General features: G+C 74.3%; 18 protein-coding genes. 8 read left to right on the top strand and 10 right to left on the bottom strand.

Going from position 1 to position 22528, the window contains the following annotated elements; genetic code table 11:
• Positions 1-118 precede the first annotated feature (118 nt).
• Positions 119-820: a FadR/GntR family transcriptional regulator gene (locus tag UIS43_RS00830; RefSeq protein ID WP_013152461.1), complete on the top strand. Its 702-nt coding sequence runs from the start codon at positions 119-121 to the stop codon at positions 818-820.
• 211 nt (positions 821-1031) lie between these two features.
• Here UIS43_RS00830 and UIS43_RS00825 read toward each other — a convergent pair whose 3' ends face one another.
• Both UIS43_RS00825 and UIS43_RS00820 read right to left on the bottom strand, forming a co-directional pair.
• Entirely contained in the window at positions 1032-1784 is a 753-nt protein-coding gene (locus UIS43_RS00825; protein WP_041552506.1) for an RraA family protein, read from the bottom strand.
• Between the two features lie 263 nt (positions 1785-2047).
• Positions 2048-2956, bottom strand: coding sequence for an Lrp/AsnC family transcriptional regulator (locus tag UIS43_RS00820; RefSeq protein ID WP_370012178.1), 909 nt, complete (start codon positions 2954-2956; stop codon positions 2048-2050).
• A 494-nt stretch (positions 2957-3450) separates the two neighbouring features.
• Here UIS43_RS00820 and UIS43_RS00815 point away from each other — a divergent pair, with 494 nt between their 5' ends.
• From UIS43_RS00815 to UIS43_RS00805, 3 genes are all read left to right on the top strand, one after another.
• Positions 3451-4986, top strand: a complete 1536-nt coding sequence (locus UIS43_RS00815; RefSeq protein WP_071621814.1) for an LCP family protein — start codon at positions 3451-3453, stop codon at positions 4984-4986.
• Between the two features lie 127 nt (positions 4987-5113).
• Positions 5114-5902 (top strand): hypothetical protein, encoded by a 789-nt coding sequence (locus UIS43_RS00810; RefSeq protein ID WP_013152457.1) that lies wholly within the window; start codon positions 5114-5116, stop codon positions 5900-5902.
• A 153-nt stretch (positions 5903-6055) separates the two neighbouring features.
• Positions 6056-6844, top strand: coding sequence for a hypothetical protein (locus tag UIS43_RS00805; protein ID WP_370012177.1), 789 nt, complete (start codon positions 6056-6058; stop codon positions 6842-6844).
• A 247-nt stretch (positions 6845-7091) separates the two neighbouring features.
• Here UIS43_RS00805 and UIS43_RS00800 read toward each other — a convergent pair whose 3' ends face one another.
• Positions 7092-7301, bottom strand: coding sequence for a dodecin (locus tag UIS43_RS00800; protein ID WP_013152455.1), 210 nt, complete (start codon positions 7299-7301; stop codon positions 7092-7094).
• A 545-nt stretch (positions 7302-7846) separates the two neighbouring features.
• On the opposite strand from UIS43_RS00800, the gene UIS43_RS00795 reads away from it, so the two are divergent.
• Positions 7847-8056, top strand: coding sequence for a hypothetical protein (locus tag UIS43_RS00795; RefSeq protein WP_013152454.1), 210 nt, complete (start codon positions 7847-7849; stop codon positions 8054-8056).
• Positions 8057-8179: 123 nt separating this feature from the next.
• Here the strand turns inward: UIS43_RS00795 and UIS43_RS00790 are convergent, their stop codons facing one another.
• From UIS43_RS00790 to moaA, 5 genes are all read right to left on the bottom strand, one after another.
• On the bottom strand, positions 8180-11716 hold the full coding sequence (locus UIS43_RS00790; RefSeq protein WP_370012176.1) for a hypothetical protein: 3537 nt from the start codon (positions 11714-11716) through the stop codon (positions 8180-8182).
• Between the two features lie 137 nt (positions 11717-11853).
• Positions 11854-12453, bottom strand: a complete 600-nt coding sequence (locus UIS43_RS00785) for an NTP transferase domain-containing protein (protein ID WP_358455635.1) — start codon at positions 12451-12453, stop codon at positions 11854-11856.
• 34 nt (positions 12454-12487) lie between these two features.
• Positions 12488-12925, bottom strand: a complete 438-nt coding sequence (locus tag UIS43_RS00780; RefSeq protein ID WP_013152451.1) for a hypothetical protein — start codon at positions 12923-12925, stop codon at positions 12488-12490.
• Between the two features lie 91 nt (positions 12926-13016).
• A complete protein-coding gene (locus UIS43_RS00775; protein ID WP_071621809.1) occupies positions 13017-14204 on the bottom strand; it encodes an RtcB family protein in 1188 nt (395 codons plus the stop codon).
• Positions 14205-14373: 169 nt separating this feature from the next.
• Complete coding sequence (moaA, locus tag UIS43_RS00770; protein ID WP_370013213.1) at positions 14374-15381, bottom strand: GTP 3',8-cyclase MoaA; 1008 nt, start codon at positions 15379-15381, stop codon at positions 14374-14376.
• A gap of 320 nt (positions 15382-15701) precedes the next feature.
• On the opposite strand from moaA, the gene UIS43_RS00765 reads away from it, so the two are divergent.
• Positions 15702-16538, top strand: a complete 837-nt coding sequence (locus UIS43_RS00765) for an alpha/beta hydrolase (protein WP_013152448.1) — start codon at positions 15702-15704, stop codon at positions 16536-16538.
• A gap of 134 nt (positions 16539-16672) precedes the next feature.
• Here UIS43_RS00765 and UIS43_RS00760 read toward each other — a convergent pair whose 3' ends face one another.
• A complete protein-coding gene (locus tag UIS43_RS00760) occupies positions 16673-18139 on the bottom strand; it encodes a PLP-dependent aminotransferase family protein (protein ID WP_013152447.1) in 1467 nt (488 codons plus the stop codon).
• Between the two features lie 265 nt (positions 18140-18404).
• Here UIS43_RS00760 and UIS43_RS00755 point away from each other — a divergent pair, with 265 nt between their 5' ends.
• Positions 18405-19139 carry a YitT family protein gene (locus tag UIS43_RS00755; protein ID WP_013152446.1) on the top strand — a complete coding sequence of 245 codons (735 nt, stop codon included), beginning with the start codon at positions 18405-18407 and terminating at the stop codon, positions 19137-19139.
• Positions 19140-19761: 622 nt separating this feature from the next.
• The gene (locus UIS43_RS00750) at positions 19762-21567 is read left to right on the top strand and encodes a glycoside hydrolase family 15 protein (protein ID WP_013152445.1); all 1806 of its coding nucleotides are present in this window, start codon (positions 19762-19764) and stop codon (positions 21565-21567) included.
• 263 nt (positions 21568-21830) lie between these two features.
• On the opposite strand, the gene UIS43_RS00745 is transcribed toward UIS43_RS00750, so the two are convergent.
• Positions 21831-22469 (bottom strand): TetR/AcrR family transcriptional regulator, encoded by a 639-nt coding sequence (locus UIS43_RS00745; protein ID WP_013152444.1) that lies wholly within the window; start codon positions 22467-22469, stop codon positions 21831-21833.
• Positions 22470-22528 lie beyond the last annotated feature (59 nt).

The following is a 22528-nucleotide window of genomic DNA, read 5'->3' as shown; positions in this document are numbered from 1 at the left end:
AACGCATTATCGTTCGAAGCCAATTCCCGACCGCAACTGGTCTAAGCTCCGGCCTTAACCGTTCCGTACCTGTGCGCTGGCCCAGTCATCCGGCGACCCGCCCCTAGGAGGTATACGCGTGCCCCTCGCCTCGACACGCCGGACCGGTCTCGTCGACCAGGTCATCAGTCAGTTACGAGCACAGATCGACTCGGGCGAGTGGGGTGTGGGCGACCGCATCCCCACCGAGTCGGAGCTCTCCGACCAGCTGGAGGTGGGCCGCAACACCGTCCGCGAGGCGGTGCGCGCCCTGGCCCACGCCGGGCTGCTGGAGATCCGCCAGGGGGCGGGCACCTTCGTGCGGGCCTCCAGCGAACTCGGCGGCGCCCTGCGGCGCCGTCTGGAGCGCTCCCGCCTGCGGGAGAACCTGGAGGTGCGCCGCGCGCTGGAGGTGGAGGCGGCCCGGCTGGCCGCGCTGCGCCACAGCGAGGAGGACATGGCCGACATCGACCGCGCCATGGCGCTGCGGGAGGCCGCCTGGCGCGAGCGCGACATGGGCGCGTTCGTGGAGGCGGACTTCACGTTCCACCGCGCGGTGGTCAACGCCACCCACAACACCCTGCTCATCGACCTGTACGACGACATCGCGCAGGTGGTGTACGCGAGCATCGCGCACACGGCCTACGAGCAGGGCGCCGAGGCGACCGACCGGCCCTCCTCGGCCACCGACGGCGTGGACCACTCCAAGCTGACCGAGGCGATCCGCGACGCCGACGCGGCCGGGGCCGCGCGGGAGGCCACCTGCTACATCGACGAGCTGCTCTCGTTCACCGAGGACTGAGCGGCCCGCGTCGGCCCCCGTCCGGCCGGGCGGCGCCCCCAAGGCCTGGGAGCGTTCCCACGCGCTTCCGGGCCGGTGCGTCCGCACCGGGTTCCGTCCGCCCCAGAAGGCCCGTGCGGGCCCGGCGGGCGCGCCGCGCGGCCGTGGGCGTCCCGGGGCCGGGGAACGCCTTCCGGCTCGGCCCCCGGCCGCCGCTGAGGGGCCTTGCGGCTCACTCCCGGGGGTCGCCCACGGCGGAGCGCGGCGAGAACCGCGAACGGGCCGCAGGATGCCCCTCGGCGCCGCGCGCGGCGGTGTCGCGCAGGGCGCCCAGGGTCCGCGGACGCCCCGGGCGCCGCGAGCGGTGCTCGGAGCGGTCCTCCCAGCCCGCGACCCGCGAGGGGTCCAGGCCGAGCAGGTCCAGGGTGCTCTCCCCCGCGTAGACGGCGTCGATGATCTCGCGTTCGCGCGAGACGCTGTCCACGGTCGCGGCGATGATGGAGCCGACCTGCCCCCGGGGCAGGCACACCACGCCGTCGTCGTCGGCGACGATCCAGTCGCCCCGGCGCACCGGCAGGGGCGCGGGGCCGCCCGGCGTCATGCTGATCTGGCGGCCCACCGAGCCGCCCGCCTCGTGCGCGGCCTCACGGACCGCGACCCCGGCCCCGAAGACCGGCAGGGCGCACCGGGCGATGGCCGCGATGTCGCGGACGCAGCCGTCCAGGACGATGCCCGCGACCCCGCGGGTGCTCGCGGCCACGGCCAGGATCTCGTCCACGTAGCCGTACTCGGCCTCCCCCGCGACGTCCACCACGAGGGCGGAGCCGGGCGGGGCCTGGGCCACCGCGACGTGGATGGCGAGGTTGTCCCCCGGGGTGCAGCGGACCGGGAAGGCGGTCGCCGCGAAGGCGGCCCCCGGCCAGACGGAGAACAGGTGCGTCCCGAACGGTCGGCCGCCGCACCGCGCGAGCGCCACCGTGCCCACAGCCGTCAACGTTTCCGCCAATGCCACGTCAGCCTCCCACTACACCCGCGCCCGGTGCGGCCGGTACGGACCGACCCCTTCCCATACTCACCGGTAACTTAAGCGTGACGCAAGCCATGCACGCCGGAAACACGTAAAAATGCTACCGCTGGTTACAGATACGGACGGAAGAGGCCGCCCGCGCCTACCCAGCGTGCCCGCCGCCGGGGTCACCGGCCCGCGGCGCGCCCCTCTCCGCGCGTCGCGCCGCGGATCGTCGACCCCTAGGGCGCGACCCACTCCAGGGGACGGTCGCCCCCCTTGCGCTCCTTGCGCACCGACAGGTGGTCCCAGGACTCCACGTAGCCGACCCCCGGGGTGGCGCGCACCCCCTCCAGGGCCTCCACCAGCTGGCAGCGGTCGGGCGCGGTGAGGGTGCCGATGACGTCGTAGCGCCCGAAACCGCTGGCCAGGAAGGAGATCCTGGGCATGTTCGCCAGCGCGGCCCCCAGCAGTTCGGCGTCGCCCCGGCAGCGCAGGCCGAAACCGAGCCGCTCGTTGGCCCCCACCGCCGTGGGCTCCACCAGCGCGGTCACGTGCACCACGCCCGAGTCGAGCAGCCGCACCACCCGCGAGCGGGCCGCGGCCTGCGACAGCCCCACCTGGCGGGCGAGGTCCGCGTAGGAGGACCTGCCGTCCCTGAGCAGCTGCCGCACCAGGCGCCAGTCCAGGGCGTCCAGTTCGATGTCGCGCAGCTCCCGCACACTGCTGTGGGCGTCCTTGAACACCGAGTTGGCGCGGAAGACCTCCGCGCCGTCCACCCCCGGCAGCGCGCGCAGCTCCGAGAGCTCCTTGGTCAGGGCGGCGTCGTCGGCGACGCGTACCTGCGCCACGACCGGGAACCGCCCGGCCGAGTGCGCGGCGAAGGTCACCGCCTCCCTCTCCCCCAGCGCGTCCAGCATCGGCCCCACGGGGCCGCTGACGCGGAACGACACGTGGCTGAGGACCTCCATTCCCACGACCCCGGCGTGCAGCACCCCGACGATCCTGATCGCCCCGGACTGCACGAGCTGGCGCACTCTGGCGCGTACCGCGGTCCTCGACAGGCCGACCCCGTCGGCCAGTGCCTGGAACGTCGCTCGGCCGTCCCCTTGCAGCGCGCGCATGAGCGCGGTGTCAACCGCATCGAGCACGATGGCTTGCCTTTCGTTCCCATGACGCCGCCCTTCCCCCGGACGGCGCCCCCTCCTGCGGCCAGATCATCGCAGCTGCGGCGAGCGCGCACTACTGATCGCCAAAGAAATCGGTTGATCTCCCCCTTTGGCGGTGCCGGAGGGGTCGGCCAACGCCCCATCCACCGCGTGCGAGACACATAACAGACTTGTATAGAACATCCCTCATGACTGAGTAGCGGTGCACACAAACCCGCGCAAAGCGCCACACTGAGAACTGTCGGGCCCGCACACGCACCCCGCGGGCTCTCCACGCCCGGAGGAGGACGGCCCGCACGGTACGTCCGAAAAGCACGGGTAGGCCCGTAGGGGAATCGGACGACCCTTCTCCGGCGTGTACATAACAAAGGTTTCGGACACGAGTCCGTGCCCGCGGCGTGGCACCGCACGGCGACCGCGGCGGGCACGGTGAAGACAACGGGGCGGTCCGCCCCGCGGCTGGAGAGGAACCACCGGTGACAGCGGAGGACGATCAGCGGGACGAGGCGCCCGCGCGCCCGGGTACGGGCCGGGCGCTGCTGTGGACCGCGGCGTCGGTTCCCCTCCCCGGGCTGGCCCACCTGCGGATGCGCCGCAGGGTCGCGGGCGCGGTGATCCTGGGGGTCTACCTGGCCGGGATCCTGGGGCTGGTCGTGTGGGCGTGGCGGCTGGGCGCCGACGAGGCGAACACCATGGCGCGGCTGGCCACCATGGCGCTCCAGGATCAGTGGCTGCTGGGAGCCATGGGCGTGGTGTTCGTCGTGGCGGTGCTGTGGCTGACGGTCATCGTGCACTCGTGGGTGATCACCCGGCCCGCCGGGGCGCCCCGGAACTCGCGGGTGCTCGGCGCGGCCGTGGTGCTGCTGCTGTGCCTGACCGTCGCGGCGCCCTCGGCGCTGGCGCTGCACGGCGGCTACACGGCCTACCAGACGCTGAACAGCGTCTTCCACGCCGAGGAGGACCCCCTCATGCCCCCGCACGACGAGGCCGACCCCTGGAACGGCCAGGAGCGGGTCAACGTGCTGCTGATCGGCGCGGACTCCGCGGACAACCGCTACGGGGTGCGCACCGACAGCATGATGGTGGCCAGCATGGACACCGCGACCGGCGACACCGTGCTGGTGGGACTGCCGCGCAACCTGGAGAACGTGCACTTCCCGGAGGACAGCGCCCTGGCCGAGCGCTACCCCGAGCCCTACGGCTTCGACCTGCTGCTCAACGACGTGTACCAGACGGTGGCCGAGGAGCCCGAGGAGCTGGCGCTCAACCCGGACGCGGCCAACCCCTCCGCCGACACCCTCAAGAAGGTCATCGGGTACAACCTCGACCTGGAGATCGGCTACTACGCGATGGTCGACATGATGGGCTTCCGCGACCTGATCGACGCGATCGGCGGCGTGGAGGTGCTCATCGAGGAGCCGATCCCCTACGGCGTGCACGGCGGGGTGCTGGAGCCGGGCCTGCGCCGCCTCGACGGCCACGACGCGCTCTGGTACGGCCGCTCGCGGACCAACAGCGACGACTACGGCCGGATGGGCCGCCAGGGCTGCCTGATCAAGTACGTGGCCGAGCAGGTGGACCCGATGACCGTCCTGACGAGCTACCGCAGGCTCGCGGGCGCCACCGAGCGCACCCTGAGCACGGACATCCCCCAGGCCAAGGTGCCCGCGTTCGTCGAACTCGCCGACAGGGTCACCGACACCGGGAGCATGAGCACGTTCCAGCTGTCGCCTCCCCAGGTCAACACGGCCAACCCGGACTGGGAGCAGGTCAAGGCACTGGTCGCCGAGGCCATCACCGGTGGCGGGCCCGAGGGCGACGACGTGGCCGCCGAGCCCTCCGGCGCCCCCTCCGAGGAGGAGTCCGCCGCGCCCTCCGAGCCGGCCGAGCCCACGGAGGACGACGGGCTGACCGAGTGGCAGGAGTACACGGGCCTCGACGAGGAGGAGCCCGCCGATCCGGGCCGCCAGGTGGGCGAGGAGCCCAGCAACCTGGAGGCCCTGTGCCCCTGACCGGGCGCTGAACCCGGTGCGCGGCCCCCGCTCCCCAGCGGGGGCCGCGCGCAACCCCGCGTGACCGGTGTCGGTCAGAGGAACGCGGACCGTTGCGGGCCGCTCACCGCCGTGTGACCCTGACGCGGTGACCCCCGCGCAGATCTGGACCCTCGTCGCTTTGGGCGCCTTCCACGGCCTGCACCCGGGCATGGGCTGGCTGCTGGCCGTGAGCCGCGGCCTCCAGGAGGGCGGTCGCGCGGAGGTGCTGCGGTCGCTGCCCGCCATCGCCGCCGGGCACGCCGCGAGCGTGGCGGTGGCGGCCGTGGCCATCACCGCCACCGGCTCGGTCACCGCGTCGGTGCTCTTTCCGGTGGCGGGCGGCACACTGATCGTTCTGGTGGGGCTGGTGATGCTGCTGTCGCGTCGGCACTTCCACTGGCGCGAGGTGCGGCTGCCGCTGTGGCAGCTGTCGGCGTGGTCGTTCCTGATGTCGTCGGCGCACGGCGCGGGGCTGATGGTGATGCCGGTGCTGGCGGGCCGACTCGCGCACACGCACTCCGGCGGACACGGCGGGCACGGCGCCCCCGCGGAGGAGGACGCGGCCCCGGGCGGCGGGGCGCGGGAACCGGCCCTGGCGGGCGGAGACGGCGGAGGAGAGGGCCCGGCGGCGGAGACGGCCGGAGGCACTGGCGCGGAGACGGCGGGCGGGGCGGTGGCCGAGGGGGCCTGGACCCTCTGGGACGCGACCCTGGTCGGCCTGGCCGCGACCGGCGTGCACACACTGGCGATGCTGGGCGCGGCGGGGGTCGCGGCGCTGCTCGCGCACGACTTCCTGGGGGTGCACGCGCTGCGCTGGCGCGGTGTGACCATGGACCGGATCTGGGCGCTGACCCTGGTCCTGGGCGGGCTGTTCGTCCTGTGGTCGATCCGGTGACCCGCGACGGCCGCCTCCGGGGACGGTAGAGCCGCCCCGACGGGGGAAAAATGTCCGCGGTGCCGGAAACCCGAGGGTCCTCCCGGGAGTTGTCTCTCTGAAAACGCGCCGGCGGTGAGGGCACCGCCCGGCACGAACACGGAGGAGCGGGGCATGACACACAGCAGCTCGCGGCCCGAACGCCGGTGGACCGGCGTGCTCATGGCCGTGGCCGTTCTGTTGGTGCTGGCCGTCGTCGCCGTCGTGAGCGCGCGCTGGGTGGCGCGCAACATCGACCTGTTCCCCGCCTCGACGCCCTGGGGACCGGAGTGCTCGGTGTGGACGGGCGAGGTGCACGTCCGCCTGGACCGGGACCAGGCCCGGCGGGCGACCACCGCGGCCGCCGTCGCCGTGCAGGGCGACAGCGCCCCGATCGGGGCGCCCGACACCAGCGACATCCCCGAGACGGTGATGACGCTGCTGGAGGAGGGCCCGGAGGAGGACGCCGGACCCTCGCTGACCTGTCGTTCCACCAAGAACCCGGACCTGGAGGTACAGGAGGGGCTGGAGCCCTCGGGCCTGAAGCCGCGCGCCCAGCACCTGCTGGAGGGCATGGAGGCGCACTTCTCCGGCCTGAGCCTGGGCGGCTACGAGCCGGGCGGCTTCGACACCGGCCACGGCGACGACTCGGCGCACTACGACGGCCGCGCGATCGACGTCTTCTACCGGCCGGTCAACGAGGACAACCGCCGCGCGGGCTGGGTGATGGCGCACTGGCTGATCGCGCACGCCCCGGACTACGAGATCGACGTGATCATCTTCGACGACCGGATCTGGAGCACGAGCTTCCCGTCGCTGGGGTGGCGCGACTACAAGGCCGACCCCGACAACGAGATCCTGCGCCACCTGGACCACGTGCACGTGGACGTGCAGCGCGGGCAGGAGGCCCCCGAGGGCGGGTGAGGGGGCCGGGCCCGGCCCCCCGTCCACGGGTCGCACGCGACGGCGCGGGCGGGAGGCCGCGCACGGAGCGACGACGGCCGGAAAGCCGCGGCGGGCGCCGGGGAAGGCAGCCGGGGCCACGACGGAGCGCGCGGGTGCGGGCACGGGAGCGGCCGCGGGGACAGAAGACCGGGGGACCGCCGCGGGCACGAGGGGTGAGGCGGTCGCGGTCACGGCGGACACGGGCCGTGACCGCGACCGCCCGTCCTCATTCCTCCAGGCGGAAGCCCACCTTGAGGCCGACCTGGAAGTGGGCGACGTCGCCCTCCTCGATGTGGCCGCGTATCTCGGTGACCTCGAACCAGTCGAGGCCGCGCAGCGTGGCCGAGGCGCGGTCGATGCCGTTGCGGATGGCCTGGTCGATCCCCTGCGGCGAGGTTCCGACGATCTCCGTGACGCGGTAGGTGTTGTGGGACATGTGGGACCCCCTGCGTGGTCGATTCTCGGCCGCGCGGAGCGCGACCCCCCGCCTCCTGCCTCCCCCCAATCCCCCGGAACCACACGGAGCCCTCCCGGCGCACCCGCCTCGCGCCGACGCGGAGGGGCCGGGCGCTTTGCCGTTGGCGGGGGCTTCCGGGGAACGCTGTTGGGGCTGGCTTGACCCGTGATCGCACCCCGCATACCAGGCGATATAAGCGAAATGCCAGGTAGTTGACGGCATGGGACTTAAGACCCTGTATCGGCGGGACTCTCCCGAGACAACGTCGTAACTGACTCTTGACGTACACCGGGGGGCATCGGTGTACATTGGGTCCTAGCGCTTCGGTCCCCCGTCGGAGCGCGGGAGCGGTGTTCCGAGCCCCCGTTGGAGCACCGCCTGCGACGCCGGGTGGTTTGCCCCCGTAACCACCCGGCGTCGCCTTGCGTCCGGCCCCGGGCCGCCCGCGCGGGCGGCCGGAGGCGAAGACCCGAACGTGCCCGTGGCTTGACCATGGAGGCAGTTTCCCGGCTTGGGGGTCAGCATTGGGTAAACCGGCGGAGACGCAGTGCTCGCGGCGCGGGTGCCGCGCCGAGGCGACGTGGGCGCTGGTGTGGAACAACCCCAAGCTGCACACCCCCGACCGGCGCAAGGTGTGGACGGCCTGCGACGAGCACCGCGAGTACCTGTCCTCCTTCCTGGACATGCGGGGGTTCCTGCGCGAGACCGTCCCCATGGACGAGTTCGAGGGCTGATCGGCTGGCGGGACCCGCCGTCGCGCCCTCCGGGTAACGGGATCGGCGTGGGACTCCGCGACGGTCCGCCCCTTCCGGGCGGGGCGGGCGCGGTCCGCGCCCGCCCCGCCCGGGAGGACTCCGCTACACCACCATCCGCCAGGCCGCGTCGCGCACCCTCTCATGGCCGAGGTCGCCCGCGCGGGAGAGCAGCTGCGGCCAGGGCCCGGCCCAGCCGGTCTCGGCGCCCGCCCGCTCCACCAGGCGCAGTCCCAGGAGGGCCGCCGTCTCCCCCGGCGCGCCCCGTGTCGCCGAGGCCGCGGCGAACAGGCGGCGCACCACCTCCTCCCGCGTCCGCGGTTCGACCTCCGACGCGCCGTAGGAGGGCTGGAGCGGCGTCAGGAGCCGGTCCAGCTCCCACCGGCCGACGGGCCCCCGGGCCAGCAGGTGGGCACCGGCCAGGAGCAGGTCCACGAGCCGCCGCGCCCGGGGAGCGCCGTCCGGGGCGTCGCACTCGGTCGCGAGCCTGCGCTGGACGAGGAGGAGCGCCTCGGGGGCGTACTCCCTCCGGATCCCGAGCATGCCGAGCACAGCGTCCGCCTGCTCCTCCAGCACGGGATCCCGCTCCCCGTCCTTCGACATCCGGCTCTGGAGGAGCCCGACCAGCCTCTTCACCCTCCGGTGGGCGGAGTCCTCCGCCTCCCGGCGGGGCCCGCGTGCGGGCACCCCGTGCCCGGGTCCGGGAACGGCCCTCAGGAGCCGGGCCAGCATCCCGCTGATCCGGTCGGTCCCGCGTCCGTCCAGGAGCAGCTGTTCGAAGGCGCGGACCGCCCGCTCGCCGTCCCGGTCCATGTCGCACACGGCCTCGGCCAGCGCGTCCGGGTCGTGGTCGGTCCAGGGCGCCCAGCGGCTGGTCCAGCCGGGGAACCGCCAGTGGTCGCGGGAGGGCTCCGGCAGCGAGGCCACCACCAGGGCGGCACCCTTCCTCCGCGACGGCGGACAGGTCAGCGGAGAGACCCGCAACACGGCGAACTGGATCTCCATCGGCGTGAACCCGGGCGCGCCTCGGGTCAGGGCGGGCAGCGCGGCGGGGTGGTCCAGGGCGCGCATGAGCGCGCCCGCCACGGCCGCGCGCACGTCCCGGTGCGGTCCGTCGCCGGTGTCCAGGACACGGGCGAGGTGCTCGATCCCGCCGGGCGGGCGGTGGTGCTCCAGCAGCCGGGCGGCCGTCTTGCGGACGGTGACCTTGGCCGGACCGTCCAGGACACGGCACAGCGCCGGACCGAGGCGGGAGGGGGCGACACCCGTCGCGCAGCGCGACATCGCCGGACCGGCGGCCCGGGACCGGGGGCCGTGGGCGTGCGCCAGGACCAGGCCCAGAGCGCGTTCGAGCTCGTCGCAGCGGCCGAGGGCGCTCAGGGCGGCCTCGCGCAGGACCGTGTCGGGACCGTCGAGGTAGGGGGCCAGCCGGTCGGCCGCGCCGGGCAGCGCGCCCAGACCCCGCAGGGCGCGCTCGCGGTCGTCGATCGCCTGGGAGGGGTCGGCGGCGATCCCCGCCAGGTGGTCGGCGGCCCGGGCCCGCAGTGTCTCCGGCCAGTCCCGGACCGTCCGCCGGTCGAGGTCGGGCACCCAGGCGCCCGCGTCGGGAGCGGGGCCCTGCCCGCCAGCGTCGAAGGCGGTGCGGAGCGCGGACGGCTCGGCGTGGCGGACGAGGAGGCTCCACACCCGGGGAACTCGGGCCGTTGAGGGGTCGGCGTCGAACAGCGCCCGTGCGTCGGCGCGGGCGCCGGGGCCGGTCAGGTACAGCCGCGCCGCCTCGCGCGCGGTGGCCGCGGCCTCCGCGGTGGTGGGGACGCCGGTGTACCGGAGGCTGGAGGGACCGGTGGTACTCCCGGTTCCGGTGGGAACCACGGCACCCCCGATACCAGAAGGGTCCGTGGTGTCTGTGGAACCCGTAGCGGACGCGTCGTGGCCGAGGGCGGCCGCCAGGTGCTCGCGCAGTTCCGGAACCCCGTGCACGCGGCGGCCGAGTTCGCGGGCCAGGGCGACGGCGGGACCGAGGTCGCCCCGGGCGCGGGCGTCGTCGAGCGCCGGGGCCAGACGCCGGTACAGTTCCCGCTCCAGCCCCCGGGGCAGCACTTGGTCCAGGGCGGGGTCCAGGTCGATCCGGGCGGCCCGGCGGCCCGGCGCGCTCCACCACGGGGGGCGCGAGCGCGGACGGCCCCGCTCGCCCAGCCCCCGCGCGCCGAAGCGCGCGACCAGGCCGGCGTAGGCCTCCAGCGCCCAGTCCACCGCCTCCGCGTCCTGCCTGGTCAGAGGGTGGCGCAGCAGGGCTGCGGCCAGGTCGCGCAGGGCCCGGCGGGTGTCGGCCGAGGTGTCGCGCGAGCCCAGGGTGTCGGCGAGCACGCGGTGCAGGGCGGGCAGGGACGCCCGTGCGAGCAGCGCGGGGGCGACCCGCGAGAGGGCGCCCAGCAGGGAGCGGCGGACCGGGTCGCGTTCGGCCCGGGAGCGCTCGGCCCGCTCGGCGAGCACGCGGGCCAGCAGGTCCGGGTCGCCGGTGCGGGCGGTGGCCTCCACCAGCCGGGCCAGGCCGCGCGCACGGCGGGCGGGGTCTCCGGCCGAGGCGGCCTCCTCCAGCGGTCCTGCCGCCTCCCCGTAGGGCAGGTGGGCGATCGCGTCCAAGTCCTGGTCGGGGTCGCCGTAGCGGGTGCTGCGGCTCTGGAAGGCGGTGGTCTCCGCCAGTGCGCGGCGGGCCTCGGCCTCGGCGCGGTCTCGGGGAAGCAGGTCGAGGTAGGGCAGCAGGAGCAGCGCCCCGCGGCCGTCCCCGCGCCGGGCGATCCGGTCCAGGTGGGCGGTGCGCACGGGCAGGGGCATGGCCCGCAGGACGGGCAGGACCTGCGCGGGGGTGTGCCTGGCGTACCTGAGCAGACCGCGGATGTCACGGGTGCCGCCGGGACCGGCGGGATAGCGGGTGGAGTAGTGGCGTTGGTCGCCGTCGCGGTGGAGCAGCCGGTGGGTGCGGGGTGCGAGGAGCGTGAGGTTGCGGCGTTTCTCGCCGAGTTCCCCGAGCAGGGTGGCGAGTTCGGCCGGTCGGACGGGGTCGAGCGCCTGGAGGACGCGCCTCAGGTCGGTGAAGCGCTCGAACGTCCAGCCGCCCCGGGAGTGCGTCTCCCGGAGCAGGTCCAGGAGGGCGTCGGGGTGGCGCCGGGCAAGCCGCCGCCAGGAACGCACGGCGTGGCGGAGGCCGGGCAGGTCTTCGGCGACCCGTTCGGGTGAGCACGCGGGCAGGAGGGCTGCGGCTTCGGCGTCGCCGTACTCCGCGCGCACGCGGGACAGGAGGGAGTCGGCGAGGCTGGTGCGCCGTGCGTGGTACAGGGCGCGGTAGAGGGCCCGGCGCAGACCGGTGGGCGCGTCGTCCAGAACGGGCGGCACGGCCTCGTCGGGCAGGGAGGACTCGCGAAGGGCGCGCAGTGCGGCCCGGCGGAGTTCGGGGTCGGGTCCGGCCAGATGCAGGGCCAGGGTGTCGGTGTCGCGCGCGGCTGCGGCCATGTGCACGGCGAGGCGTCCGTGACCAGCGGTTTCGAGCTGCCGGAGGATCCCGGTGAGGTGGGGTGTGCCCGCGTGGTCGCGGGCGTGGAGCGCCAGGGCGCGCATGCGCACGGAGACGGCGCGGTCCTCCACGGAGCGGAGGAGTGAGGTGGCCGACCCGTACGTCGGCGCGGTGGGGCTCAACGGCCCGGGCGGGATCCGCCCTTCCTGATCGTCATGGCGCACATCATGGACCACCGTGACGAGCCCGCGCAACCCCGGGGCGGCGCTCAGCCGGTCGGCGGCTCCAGGATCCGGCGGGCCCGGTCGAGGTCGTCGGGGGTGTCGCAGTCGGCCACGGCCAGGTCGTCGGCCAGGGCCACCGCGCGGGGGGCGAGGGGGCCGAGCAGCCCGTACAGGGAGCGCCCCCGGTAGTCGGCGAGGGCGGCGCGCACGGTCCCGGTGCGCCACACCCCGGTGAGCCACTGCTCGCGTCCGGCCGAGTCCGCGAACACCGCGCCCGCGCCGTCGGCGTCCTGGTCGGCGGCGGCGCGCAGGGCGGCCAGGTGTCCGGGCTCCAGGTGGGGCAGGTCGGCGGCCAGCAGCGCGAACCGGGGCGTGCGCACGTGCGGCAGTCCGGCGCGCAGCGCGGGCACGGGGCCGGAGCCGGGCGGGTCCTCGCGGACGTAGAGCGCGCGCGGGCTCTCGCGGGGCGGACCGACCACGATCACCCGTCCCCCGTCCCGCGTCCCGGCGTTGTGGGCGCGGACGGCGTCGGCGACCCGCTCCAGCAGGGTGCGTCCGGCCACGGACAGCCCGGGCTTGTCGGCGCCGCCCATGCGGCGGGCCGCGCCCCCGGCGAGGACGACGGCGTCCAGGGTCTCGTTCATGGTTCCAGCATGGCCCACGGCGTCGGCGGCGCGCTCACCCCTCCGTCTCGGCGAGCCCGTCCATCACGTCGTCCAGGACGGTCCGGCGGTGGTCCATCGACATCAGCCGCAGCTCCTTGAGCGCGGGCACGGTGTCCACGCTGGTGCCCTCCGAGCCCCGCACCGTGCACACCCGCATGCAGTGCTGGGTGGGCTGGCGCCAGAAGTCGCGCTCCTCGACGGGGGCGATGCGGTACACCGTGGCCGGGTACGTGACCGGCCTGCTCGGGGAGTACCAGTGCTGGGTGCGGGACAGCACGAACCCGGTGAGGAGCGAGTCGAACACGCCGCCGGTGGCCAGGTCGGCCAGGGCCTCGCGGTCCCCCTCCCGGCGGCACTCGTCGCAGCCGTCCAGTTCCGCCCGCAGCAGCCAGCGGGCGCGGGCGTGGCTCACCTCGGAGTTCTTGAGTTTGCTCGGGTGTCGGTGTCCCATGCAGGGAAGGGTACGCCGCTCCCGGGACGCCGTCCGCGCGGACGGAGCGCTCCGGAAGCGGACGCCTCGGGGGCCGGACCCGCGCACCGCCTCAGCCCTTGACGCACACCACCTGGCGCAGGTGGGCGACCACCTCGACCAGGTCGGCCTGGGCCTCGATCACCGACTCCAGGTCCTTGTAGGCGGCGGGGATCTCGTCCACGACGCCCCGGTCCTTGCGGCACTCCACTCCCCTGGTCTGCTCGACCAGGTCGGCTTCGGTGAAGGTCCTACGGGCCTTGTTCCGGCTCATCCGCCGTCCCGCCCCGTGCGAGGCGGAGTTGAACGAGGCCGGGTTGCCCAGTCCGCGCACGATGTAGGTGCCCGTCGCCATGGACCCCGGGATGATCCCGAGGTCGCCCTTACCGGCGCGGATGGCGCCCTTGCGGGTGACGAGCACGTCCACCCCGTCGTAGGTCTCCTCGGCCACGTAGTTGTGGTGGCATGAGATCCACTGCTCGAAGCGGGTGCCCGGGACCTGCTCGGCCAGGGTGCGGCAGGCCAGGCCCATCATGACGTCGCGGTTGCGCCGCGCGTACTCCTGGGCCCAGAACAGGTCCCGGCGGTAGGCGTCCATCTCGGGCGTGCCGGTGACGAACACCGCCAGGTCGCGGTCGGGCAGGTCCTGGTTGTGCGGCAGCGCCTGGGCCCGCTCGATGTGGTGGGAGGCCAGCTCCTTGCCGATGTTGCGCGACCCGGAGTGCAGCACCAGCCACACGGCGCCGCCGTCGTCCAGGCACACCTCCAGGAAGTGGTTGCCGCCGCCGAGGGTGCCCATCTGGCGCAGGGCGCGCTCGCGGCGGGGGCGCACGGCGTCGGCCAGGGCGTCGAACCCCGCCCAGAAGCCGGACCAGTCGGCCTCGCGCAGGGTGGGGACGGCGGCGGGGTCGACCGGTTCGTCGTGGGCGTGGTAGCCGACCGGGATCACGGCCTCCAGGGCGGAGCGCAGCCGCCGGAGGTCGTCGGGCAGGCGCTCGGCGGTCAGGTCGGTGCGCACGGCGGTCATGCCGCAGCCGATGTCCACGCCGACGGCGGCGGGGCTGACCGCGTCGCGCATGGCGATGACCGATCCGACGGTGGCGCCCTTGCCGTAGTGCACGTCGGGCATGACGGCCAGTCCGTGCACCCACGGCACGCGGGTGACGTTGCGCAGCTGCTCCATGGCCGCGGCCTCGACCTCGTCGGGCGCGGCCCACATGCGGATGGGGACGCGTTCCCCGGAAACCTCGGTGTAGGGCATGTTCAGGCCACCTCCCCTTCCCGGCACGGCCTGCGCGGTCGTTCGTACGGGGCGCGTACGCGGTCGCGCCCCTGGGACATCAAGCCAGAGCCGGTCTGAGGAGGCAACGGATTTTAGGGCGGGGCGGGCGCGGGGTCCGGGCGCACCGGTGGCGTGCCGCGGGCGGGGCTCAGCCGCCGATGGCCGACATCGGCCGGGACGGCTGGAGGAAGCTGGGGTCGTTGATGCCGTGTCCGGGCAGCTTGGCGGACACCGCGGCGGTCCAGCTCCGGGCGATCTCCTCGTCGGTGGCGCCGCCCCGCAGCAGGGAGCGCAGGTCGGACTCCTCGCGGGCGAACAGGCAGTTGCGCACCTGTCCGTCGGCGGTGAGGCGGACGCGGTCGCAGGCGCCGCAGAAGGGCCGGGTGACCGATCCGATGACGCCGACGGTGGCCTGCTCCCCGTTGGGGAAGCGGGCTCCGCGCACGTGGAAGAGCTCGGCGGGGGCGCTGCCTCGCGTGTCGGCGTCGGCCGCGTCGAGCGTGAACTCGGTTTCGAGGGTGGCGAGGATCTCCTCGGCGGTGATCATGGTGTCGCGCCGCCAGCCGTGCTGGGCGTCCAGCGGCATCTGCTCGATGAACCGCAGCTCGTAGCCGTGCTCAATGCAGAAGCGCAGCAGGTCGGGGGCGTCGTCGTCGTTGACTCCGCGCATGAGCACCGCGTTGACCTTGACGGGGGTGAGCCCGGCCCGGGCGGCGCCCGCCAGGCCCTCGAGGACGTCGCCGAGCCTGCGGCGGCGGGCGAGGGTCTCGAACACGTCGGGGCGCAGGGTGTCGAGGGAGACGTTGACGCGGTCGAGCCCGGCCTCGGCGAGGGCGGGGGCCATGCGGGCCAGTCCGATGCCGTTGGTGGTCAGGGCGGTGTGGGGGCGGGGCTCCAGCGCGGTGGTTCCGGCGACGAGGCCGGGCAGGCCTCGGCGGAGCAGGGGTTCTCCGCCGGTGAAGCGCACCTCGGTGATGCCGAGGCGGGTGACACCGATGCGGATGAGGCGCAGGAGTTCGTCGTCGGTGAGCAGTTCCGGCTTGGGCAACCACTCCAAGCCCTCCGGTGGCATGCAGTAGGTGCACCTGAGGTTGCAGCGATCGGTGAGCGAGACCCGCAGGTCGGTCGCCACTCGTCCGTAGGAGTCGGCCAGCACGGGCGTCACCCTCTCCAGTCCGGGTTGTCGGGCGGTCCGTGTACGAAGGTGTACCCGGCCCGAGGGGTACCCATAGATAAGCGTAGAAGATCCCTTTAAACGGCGGGCAGTCCTGATCGTGCCATATGCCGTTTTTCGTGGGCCAACACGAGACACCGGTCGGCGTATCGGGTGATCCCACACCCCCCGGAGCCACGGGCCGCGCGGTCCCGCCCCGCCCTGCTGCGCACCGGCCCCGCCGCGCCGTAGGGTGACCATCCGACGGTCGTACACGGCTTCGATCGTCGCAGACGAAGGCTCGGGCGAGGAGGCGGGACACGGTGATCACCACACGCGAGTGGGCCCTGGCGGGCGGACCGGACGGTTCCGGGAAGCTGGCGGCGCGGGCGTGGGCCCCGGCCGAGGGCGAGCCGACCTGGCTCGCGGTGCTGGTGCACGGCTACGGCGAACACCTGGGCAGATACCACGCGGTGGCCGAGGACCTGGTCAGAGCGGGCGCGGTGGTCTACGGCGCCGACCACCGCGGGCACGGGGGCTCCTCCGGTGAGCGGGTGCTGATCGACGACTACGCGGGCGTGGTCGAGGACGTGCACCGGCTCGTCACCCAGGCGCGCACCGCCTACCGGACGCTGCCGCTCGTGCTCATCGGCCACTCCATGGGCGGGCTCATCGCCTCCCGCTACGCCCAGACCCACCCCGAGCGGCTGAGCGCGCTGGTGCTGTCCGGGCCGGTGCTGGGCCGGTGGGAGGCCCTGGAGCGGATCGCCGCCGCCGAGGAGATCCCCGACGCCCCCATCGACCCGTCCACGCTCTCGCGGGACCCGGCCGTGGGCGAGGCGTACGTGGCCGACGAGCTGGTCTGGCACGGACCCTTCAAACGCGCCACGGTGAACGCCATGCTCACCGAGATCGAGCGGGGTCTGGCCGCCGGGAGCGTGGGACCGCTGCCGCTGCTGTGGGTGCACGGCTCCGACGACCGGCTGGTACCGCTGGAGGGCACGCGGGTGGGCGTGATGGCGATCATGGGCGAGGACTTCACCGCGCGGGTCTTCCCCGGCGCCCGGCATGAGGTGTTCAACGAGACCAACCGCGACGAGGTGCTGGGTGAGGTGGTCCGCTTCGCCCAGCGCTTCGCCGTGCCCGCGGGCGGCGTCTGAGGGGCGTGCCGGAGCGGCCGCCGGCCCGGCGCCGACGTGTCCACAGGCGCGGATCCGGGGTGGTGCCGGGGCGGCCGGGCGTGGTGAGCTGTTGGCAAGGGGACCTCGGTCCTTCCCCTCCCTTCGGCGTGCCCTCACACGTAGAGCTGTCCCCGGGGCTGCGCCGGGTGGACCAGGGTCTCGGTGTAGGCGGCGGCCAGGCGCTCCACGGCGTCCACGAGCACGTCCGGCGGCTGGGTGTAGGCCAGGCGCAGATAGCGCTCCAGGGTTCCGTCGGCGCCGAACACCGGCCCGGCGGCCGGGTGCACCCCGTGCCGGATCGCGGCCGTGGCCAGCGCGCTGGCCACCGGGTGGGGCAGGGTCGCCCACAGCACCAGCCCGCCCCCGGGCACGCTGGGCCGCCAGTCGGGGAGGCGCTCGCGCAGCGCGTGCAGCAGCGCGTCGCGGTTGCGGCGCAGCTGGCGGCTGCGCTCGGCCCGGATGCGCAGCACGTCGGAGAGCAGATGGGTGGCGGTGAGCTGGTCCAGCACCGCCCCGGCCAGGTCGAAGCGCTGGCGGGTGGCCATGAGCCGGGCCACCATCGGCGGTGTGGTGCGCACCCACCCCACCCGCAGTCCGCCCCACAGCAGCTTGGCCACCGACCCCACCGTCAGCACCCGGCCGTCGGTGTCGTGGGCGGCCACCGGCGCGGGCAGGTCGCCGGAGTCGATGGCCAGTTCGGCGACGGTCTCGTCGACGATCAGGTGGGTCCCCGCCCGGCGCGCCTCGCGCACCAGGACCCGGCGCTCCTCGTCGTCCATCAGGGCGCCGGTGGGGTTGTGGAAGTCGGGGATCAGGTAGGCCAGTCGGGGTTTCCACTGGCGGAACGCGTCGACCAGGTACTCCATGTCCCAGCCCTGCGGGGTCACCCCGACCGTGCGCACCCGCGCCCCGGCCCGCCGGATGGCGTCCAGCGCGTGCGGGTAGGTGGGCGACTCCACCAGGACCTCGTCGCCGGACTGCACGAGCATGTCCACGGCCAGCGCGACGCCCTGCTGGGCGCCGTTGGTGACGAAGATCTGCTCCGGGGTGGTGGGCAGCCCGCGCTCGACGTAGCGCCGGGCGATGGCGTGCCGCAGCTCGGGCAGCCCGTAGGGGTAGTAGCCGAGCCCTCCCACGTGCGCGGCGAGCTGTTCGGCGGCCCGGAACGCGGCGGCGCGCAGCCCCTCCACCGCCGGGGGCGCGGCCACCCCCAGGTCGATGTGCTCGGCGGTGGGGACGAAGGGCGAGGGCTCGCTGGTCGCGGAGTCGGGCAGGACGGTCCAGCTGCCCGCGCCCTGCCTGCTCTCCAGGAAGCGGTTGTCGCGCAGCCAGGCGTAGGCGGCGGTGACGGTGTTGCGGCTGACCCCGAGGGCGGCGGCGAGGTCGCGTTCGGCCGGGAGGCGGGTGTTGGTGGGCACGCGGCCGTCCAGGACCAGTCCGCTGACGGCGCGGGCGATGGCCAGGTAGAAGGGGCGCTCCACGGGCGCCTCGCCGATGAGGCGCGCCAGCAGGCGCCCGTTGATCCGCCGGGTGCCGCCCCCGGAACGCTCCGCCGCGCGGTGAGCGCCCTGTCTCGCCATGCCGTCCCCTGCCGCCGCGTTGAAAGGGCCAGTTACCTGGATTGGCTCTTCATTCCAGGCGCCGCATCCGCCACGATACCCAGGTGGCCCCCTTACTGGACCCGGGCCCGGCGGGGGAGCCAACGGGGACGGCGAACGGCGGCCGGTCGCCGCGTGTGCCCCGAACCCCGTCCGATCGCCGCCCCGGGCCGCCGCCACCGGCCCCGCGTGCCCGTGTTCCCGCGCGGGTTCTCATCCGATGATCCCAGGAAAGACAGGTGTTTCCGTGACCGCGCAGCCCCGCCCCGCCCGTGACGCGGCCGCCGCTCTGCTGGGCCGGGTGCTGGTCACCCCCGCCCTGCCCCGGCCCCGGCTGCGCCGCCTGGCGCAGCTGTACGCGGGCCTGGTCCTCTACGGGCTGAGCGGCGCGCTGCTGGTGCACGCGGGGCTGGGCGCGATGCCCTGGGACGTGCTGCACCAGGGGTTGTCCCGACAGACGGGGCTGTCCATCGGCACGTGGAGCGTGCTGGTGGGCGCGATGCTGATGCTGCTGTGGATTCCGCTGCGCCAGAAGCCGGGTCTGGGCACGCTGAGCAACGTGGTCGTCGTGGGGATGACGGTGGACCTGTTCCTGTGGCTGCTGCCCGAGGCGGATTCGCTGGTGGTGCGGGTGCTGCTGCTGGGGCTCGGGGTGGTGGTGTGCGCGGTCGCGACCGGGTGCTACATCGGCGCCCAGCTGGGGCCGGGTCCCCGGGACGGGCTGATGACCGGCCTGGCGGGCCGGGGGTGGTCGGTGCGCCTGGCCAGGACCGTGATCGAGGTGACCGTCGTGGTCACCGGCTTCCTCCTGGGCGGGACCGTGGGGGTGGGCACTCTGGTGTTCGCGGTGGCGATCGGGCCGCTGGCCCAGGTCTTCCTGCCCCTGATGCGCGTGCCCGATCCGGTCGCCGGGCGGTCCGGTCCCCGCCGGTCCCGGGGAGCCGAGCGCGGGAGTGCGCCGGGGCCCGTGCACCCGGAGTGAGCCGTCCCGGAGCGAACCCGTGCGGAGGGGCGTCGGCACCGAGCGGTACCGCCACGCGTACGGCCGCGGACGCGGCCGCTCGTGGCGGACTCCCGGCGCACGGGGCGCCCTGTGCGCGGCGGGCGCCCCGTATCGCCGCGGGTGCTCGGCTCCGGAGGCCCGGCGGGGTTGCGGACGCGCCGAGTACGCCCATTCCGGCTGGCCTTGGCCTTCCCGTCACCGGATCTTGATCACCGCGTCATAACTTCTGGTCCAACAAACTCCCCCATTCCGCCACATACTTCGCTGCACCTGCCGGTGCACGTGCAACTGCGGGTGGCGCCCCTCCGGAGGAGGGGGGAAGATGGGGACCGCGGTGAACGGAAAGGACCGTGTTCGGGACGGTTCCTGGGCACCGGCCTTTTCGGCTGCCTCCACCTGGGCACATTACCGGGTGGAAGGCGAGCGGCGGCTGGTGCGGAGGCGGAACGTGGCCCGAACGGCGCCTGGCGGCGGTGCCGCCCCCCATGGCGGGCAGGAGACGGGACCCCGGCGGGACGCGCACACGGGTGCGCGCGCGGGCGGCCGTCGCAGGGCACCGCGCACCCCACGAGGCGCCGACCGCAGAGACCATGACGACCTGATGGGGGTGAGCCGCGTGCCAGGCTGGATCGAGGACTACGCAATGATCGGCGACATGCAGACCGCCGCGCTGGTCGGGCGCGACGGGTCCATCGACTGGGCGTGCCTTCCCGACTTCGACTCCTCGGCCTGTTTCGCCGCGCTGCTGGGCGACGAGCAGAACGGCTGCTGGACCCTGCGCCCCGCCGAGGGCGAACCGCGCGCCACCCGCCGCCGCTACCGGGGCGACACGCTCATCCTGGAGTCGGAGTGGGACACCCCCTCCGGGTCGGTCCGGGTCATCGACTTCATGCCGCCGCGCGGCGGCGCCCCGCACATCGTGCGCATCGTCGAGGGGCTGAGCGGCTCCGTGCGCATGGAGACGACCATGCGCATCCGCTTCGACTACGGCCACGTCGTGCCGTGGGTGCACCGGACCGGGGCCGAACTGGTGGCCATCGCCGGACCCGACGCCATCTGGCTCAGCACCCCCATCTCCCTCCAGGGCCACAACTTCACCCACGACGCCACCTTCACCGTCACCGCGGGCCAGCGGGTGCCCTTCGTGATGACCTGGCACCCCTCCCAGGTGGAGGAGTCCGACCACCTGGACGCGGAGAAGGCGCTCTCGCGCACCGAGCGCTTCTGGGAGAAGTGGGTCAACCAGTGCACCTACGAGGGCCCCTACCGCGAGGCGGTGATCCGCTCCCTCATCGTGCTCAAGGCCCTGACCTACCGCCCCACCGGCGGGATCGTCGCCGCCCCCACCACCTCCCTGCCCGAGGAGATCGGCGGGGTGCGCAACTGGGACTACCGCTACTGCTGGCTGCGCGACGCCACCATCACGCTGGAGGCGATGATCCGCTCCGGCTACAAGGACGAGGCGCTGGCCTGGCGCGAGTGGCTGGTGCGGGCGATCGCGGGCGAACCCCAGCTCATGCAGATCATGTACGGCATCCGGGGCGAGCGCAGACTCACCGAGTGGGAGGCCGAGTGGCTGCCGGGCTACGAGGCCTCCCGTCCGGTCCGGATCGGCAACGCCGCCGTGGGCCAGTACCAGCTCGACGTCTACGGCGAGGTCATGGACGTGCTGCACCTGGCCCGCCGCCACAACATCCGCGGCGGCGACTACCTGTGGGGCCTCCAGCGCTCGCTGGTCAACTACCTGGAGTGGTGCTGGGACGAGCCGGACGAGGGCCTGTGGGAGGTGCGCGGGCCCCGCCAGCACTTCGTGCACTCCAAGGTGATGGCCTGGGTGGCGGCCGACCGCGCGGTGCGCAGCATCGAGGAGTTCGGCAAGGAGGGGCCCATCGAACGCTGGAGGGCCCTGCGCGACACCATCCACGCCGAGGTGTGCGAGTACGGCTACGACCCCCAGCGCAACACGTTCACCCAGTACTACGGCAGCAAGGAGCTGGACGCGGCGCTCCTGCTGATCCCCGAGGTGGGTTTCCTGCCCTACGACGACCCGCGCGTGGTCGGCACCATCGAGGCGGTGCGCAAGGACCTGATGGTGGACGGGTTCGTGCTGCGCTACCGCACCGACCTGGACGACTCCGCCGACCAGCTGCCCGGCAACGAGGGCGCGTTCCTGGCGTGCAGCTTCTGGATGGCCAACGCGCTGCTGTCGATCGGCCGCCAGGACGAGGCCCGCGAGCTGTTCGAGCGGCTGCTGTCCCTGCGCAACGACGTGGGCCTGCTGGCCGAGGAGTGGGACCCGCGCGAGAACCGCCAGGTCGGCAACTTCCCCCAGGCGTTCAGCCACGTGCCGCTGGTGACCACCGCGCTCAACCTGTCCACCCGCCAGGGGGGATGGCGCGCCGAGTAGGCCGCGCCGCCCGGCCGCCCCCGCACCGATCCGTCTCCCCCGCCCCCTCCCCCGCCCGCTTTCCGTCCCCCACCGGAGCGGGCGTGCACCAGAGCGGACGCGCGCCCCCGCGCCCCGGCCCCGAGTCCCCGGGACCGGGGCGCGGGGCGTCGCCGTGTCCGGGACACGGCCGTGGTCGCCTGACGCCCATGCTGGGCGACCGCAGGGCGCACCGGACGTGGGAGCGGCTCCGCCAGGTCAGGGCTCCGAAGCGGCGCGGGGGCTCAGTCCCGGCGGAGGCGGGCCAGCGCCGGGATCATCCGCTCGCCGATGTCCTCCGGGCCGGGGAAGACCCGGGTCACGGCGCGCTGGTGGGCGAGCCCGTGCAGGCCCAGCCACAGCCCGACCGCGTCGGCCCCGGGGTCGGTGCTGGTGGAGATCCCGGCCTCGACGCAGGCGGCGAGCGCCTCGCCGAGGACGCGCAGGCTCGCGTCCCCGAGGCTGACGAGGTCCTGCTCGGTCACCGACGAGTCCCCGAGCGTGGGCATCCACAGGCCGCCGAACATGGTGCGGTACCGCTCGGGGCGTGAGCGGGCGAAGCCGAGGTAGGCGTGGCACGCGGCGTACAGGCGTGCGCGGGGGTCGCCGCCCGCCCGGGCCACCGCCGCGTTCAGCGCCTCCTCCAGCTCGTCGAAGGCACGGCGGACCACGGCCAGCATGATGGCGGGCTGGTCCGCGAAGTGCGGGTAGATCGACGGCGCCGCGATCCCGACGCGGCGCGCGAGGGACCGCAGGGTGATGGCGCGCTCGTCCCCCGTCTCGTCGAGCATCTCCACCGCGGCGTCGACGATCTCCTCGCGCAGGCGACCGCCCTGGCCCCGGCGGTTACGGGTGCGCGGCGCGGAGGCTTCCTTCGTGTCCATGGTGTCACCTTACGGCTGGAAGTCGTCGGGCCCGTCTTGCACCCTTGAGTTTACGCATG

It is taken from the genome of Nocardiopsis sp. LDBS0036 (assembly GCF_041228755.1).
Classification (GTDB): domain Bacteria; phylum Actinomycetota; class Actinomycetes; order Streptosporangiales; family Streptosporangiaceae; genus Nocardiopsis; species Nocardiopsis dassonvillei.
Note: the sequence above shows the minus strand (reverse complement) of the source record. Positions and strands in the feature narration are given on the sequence as shown.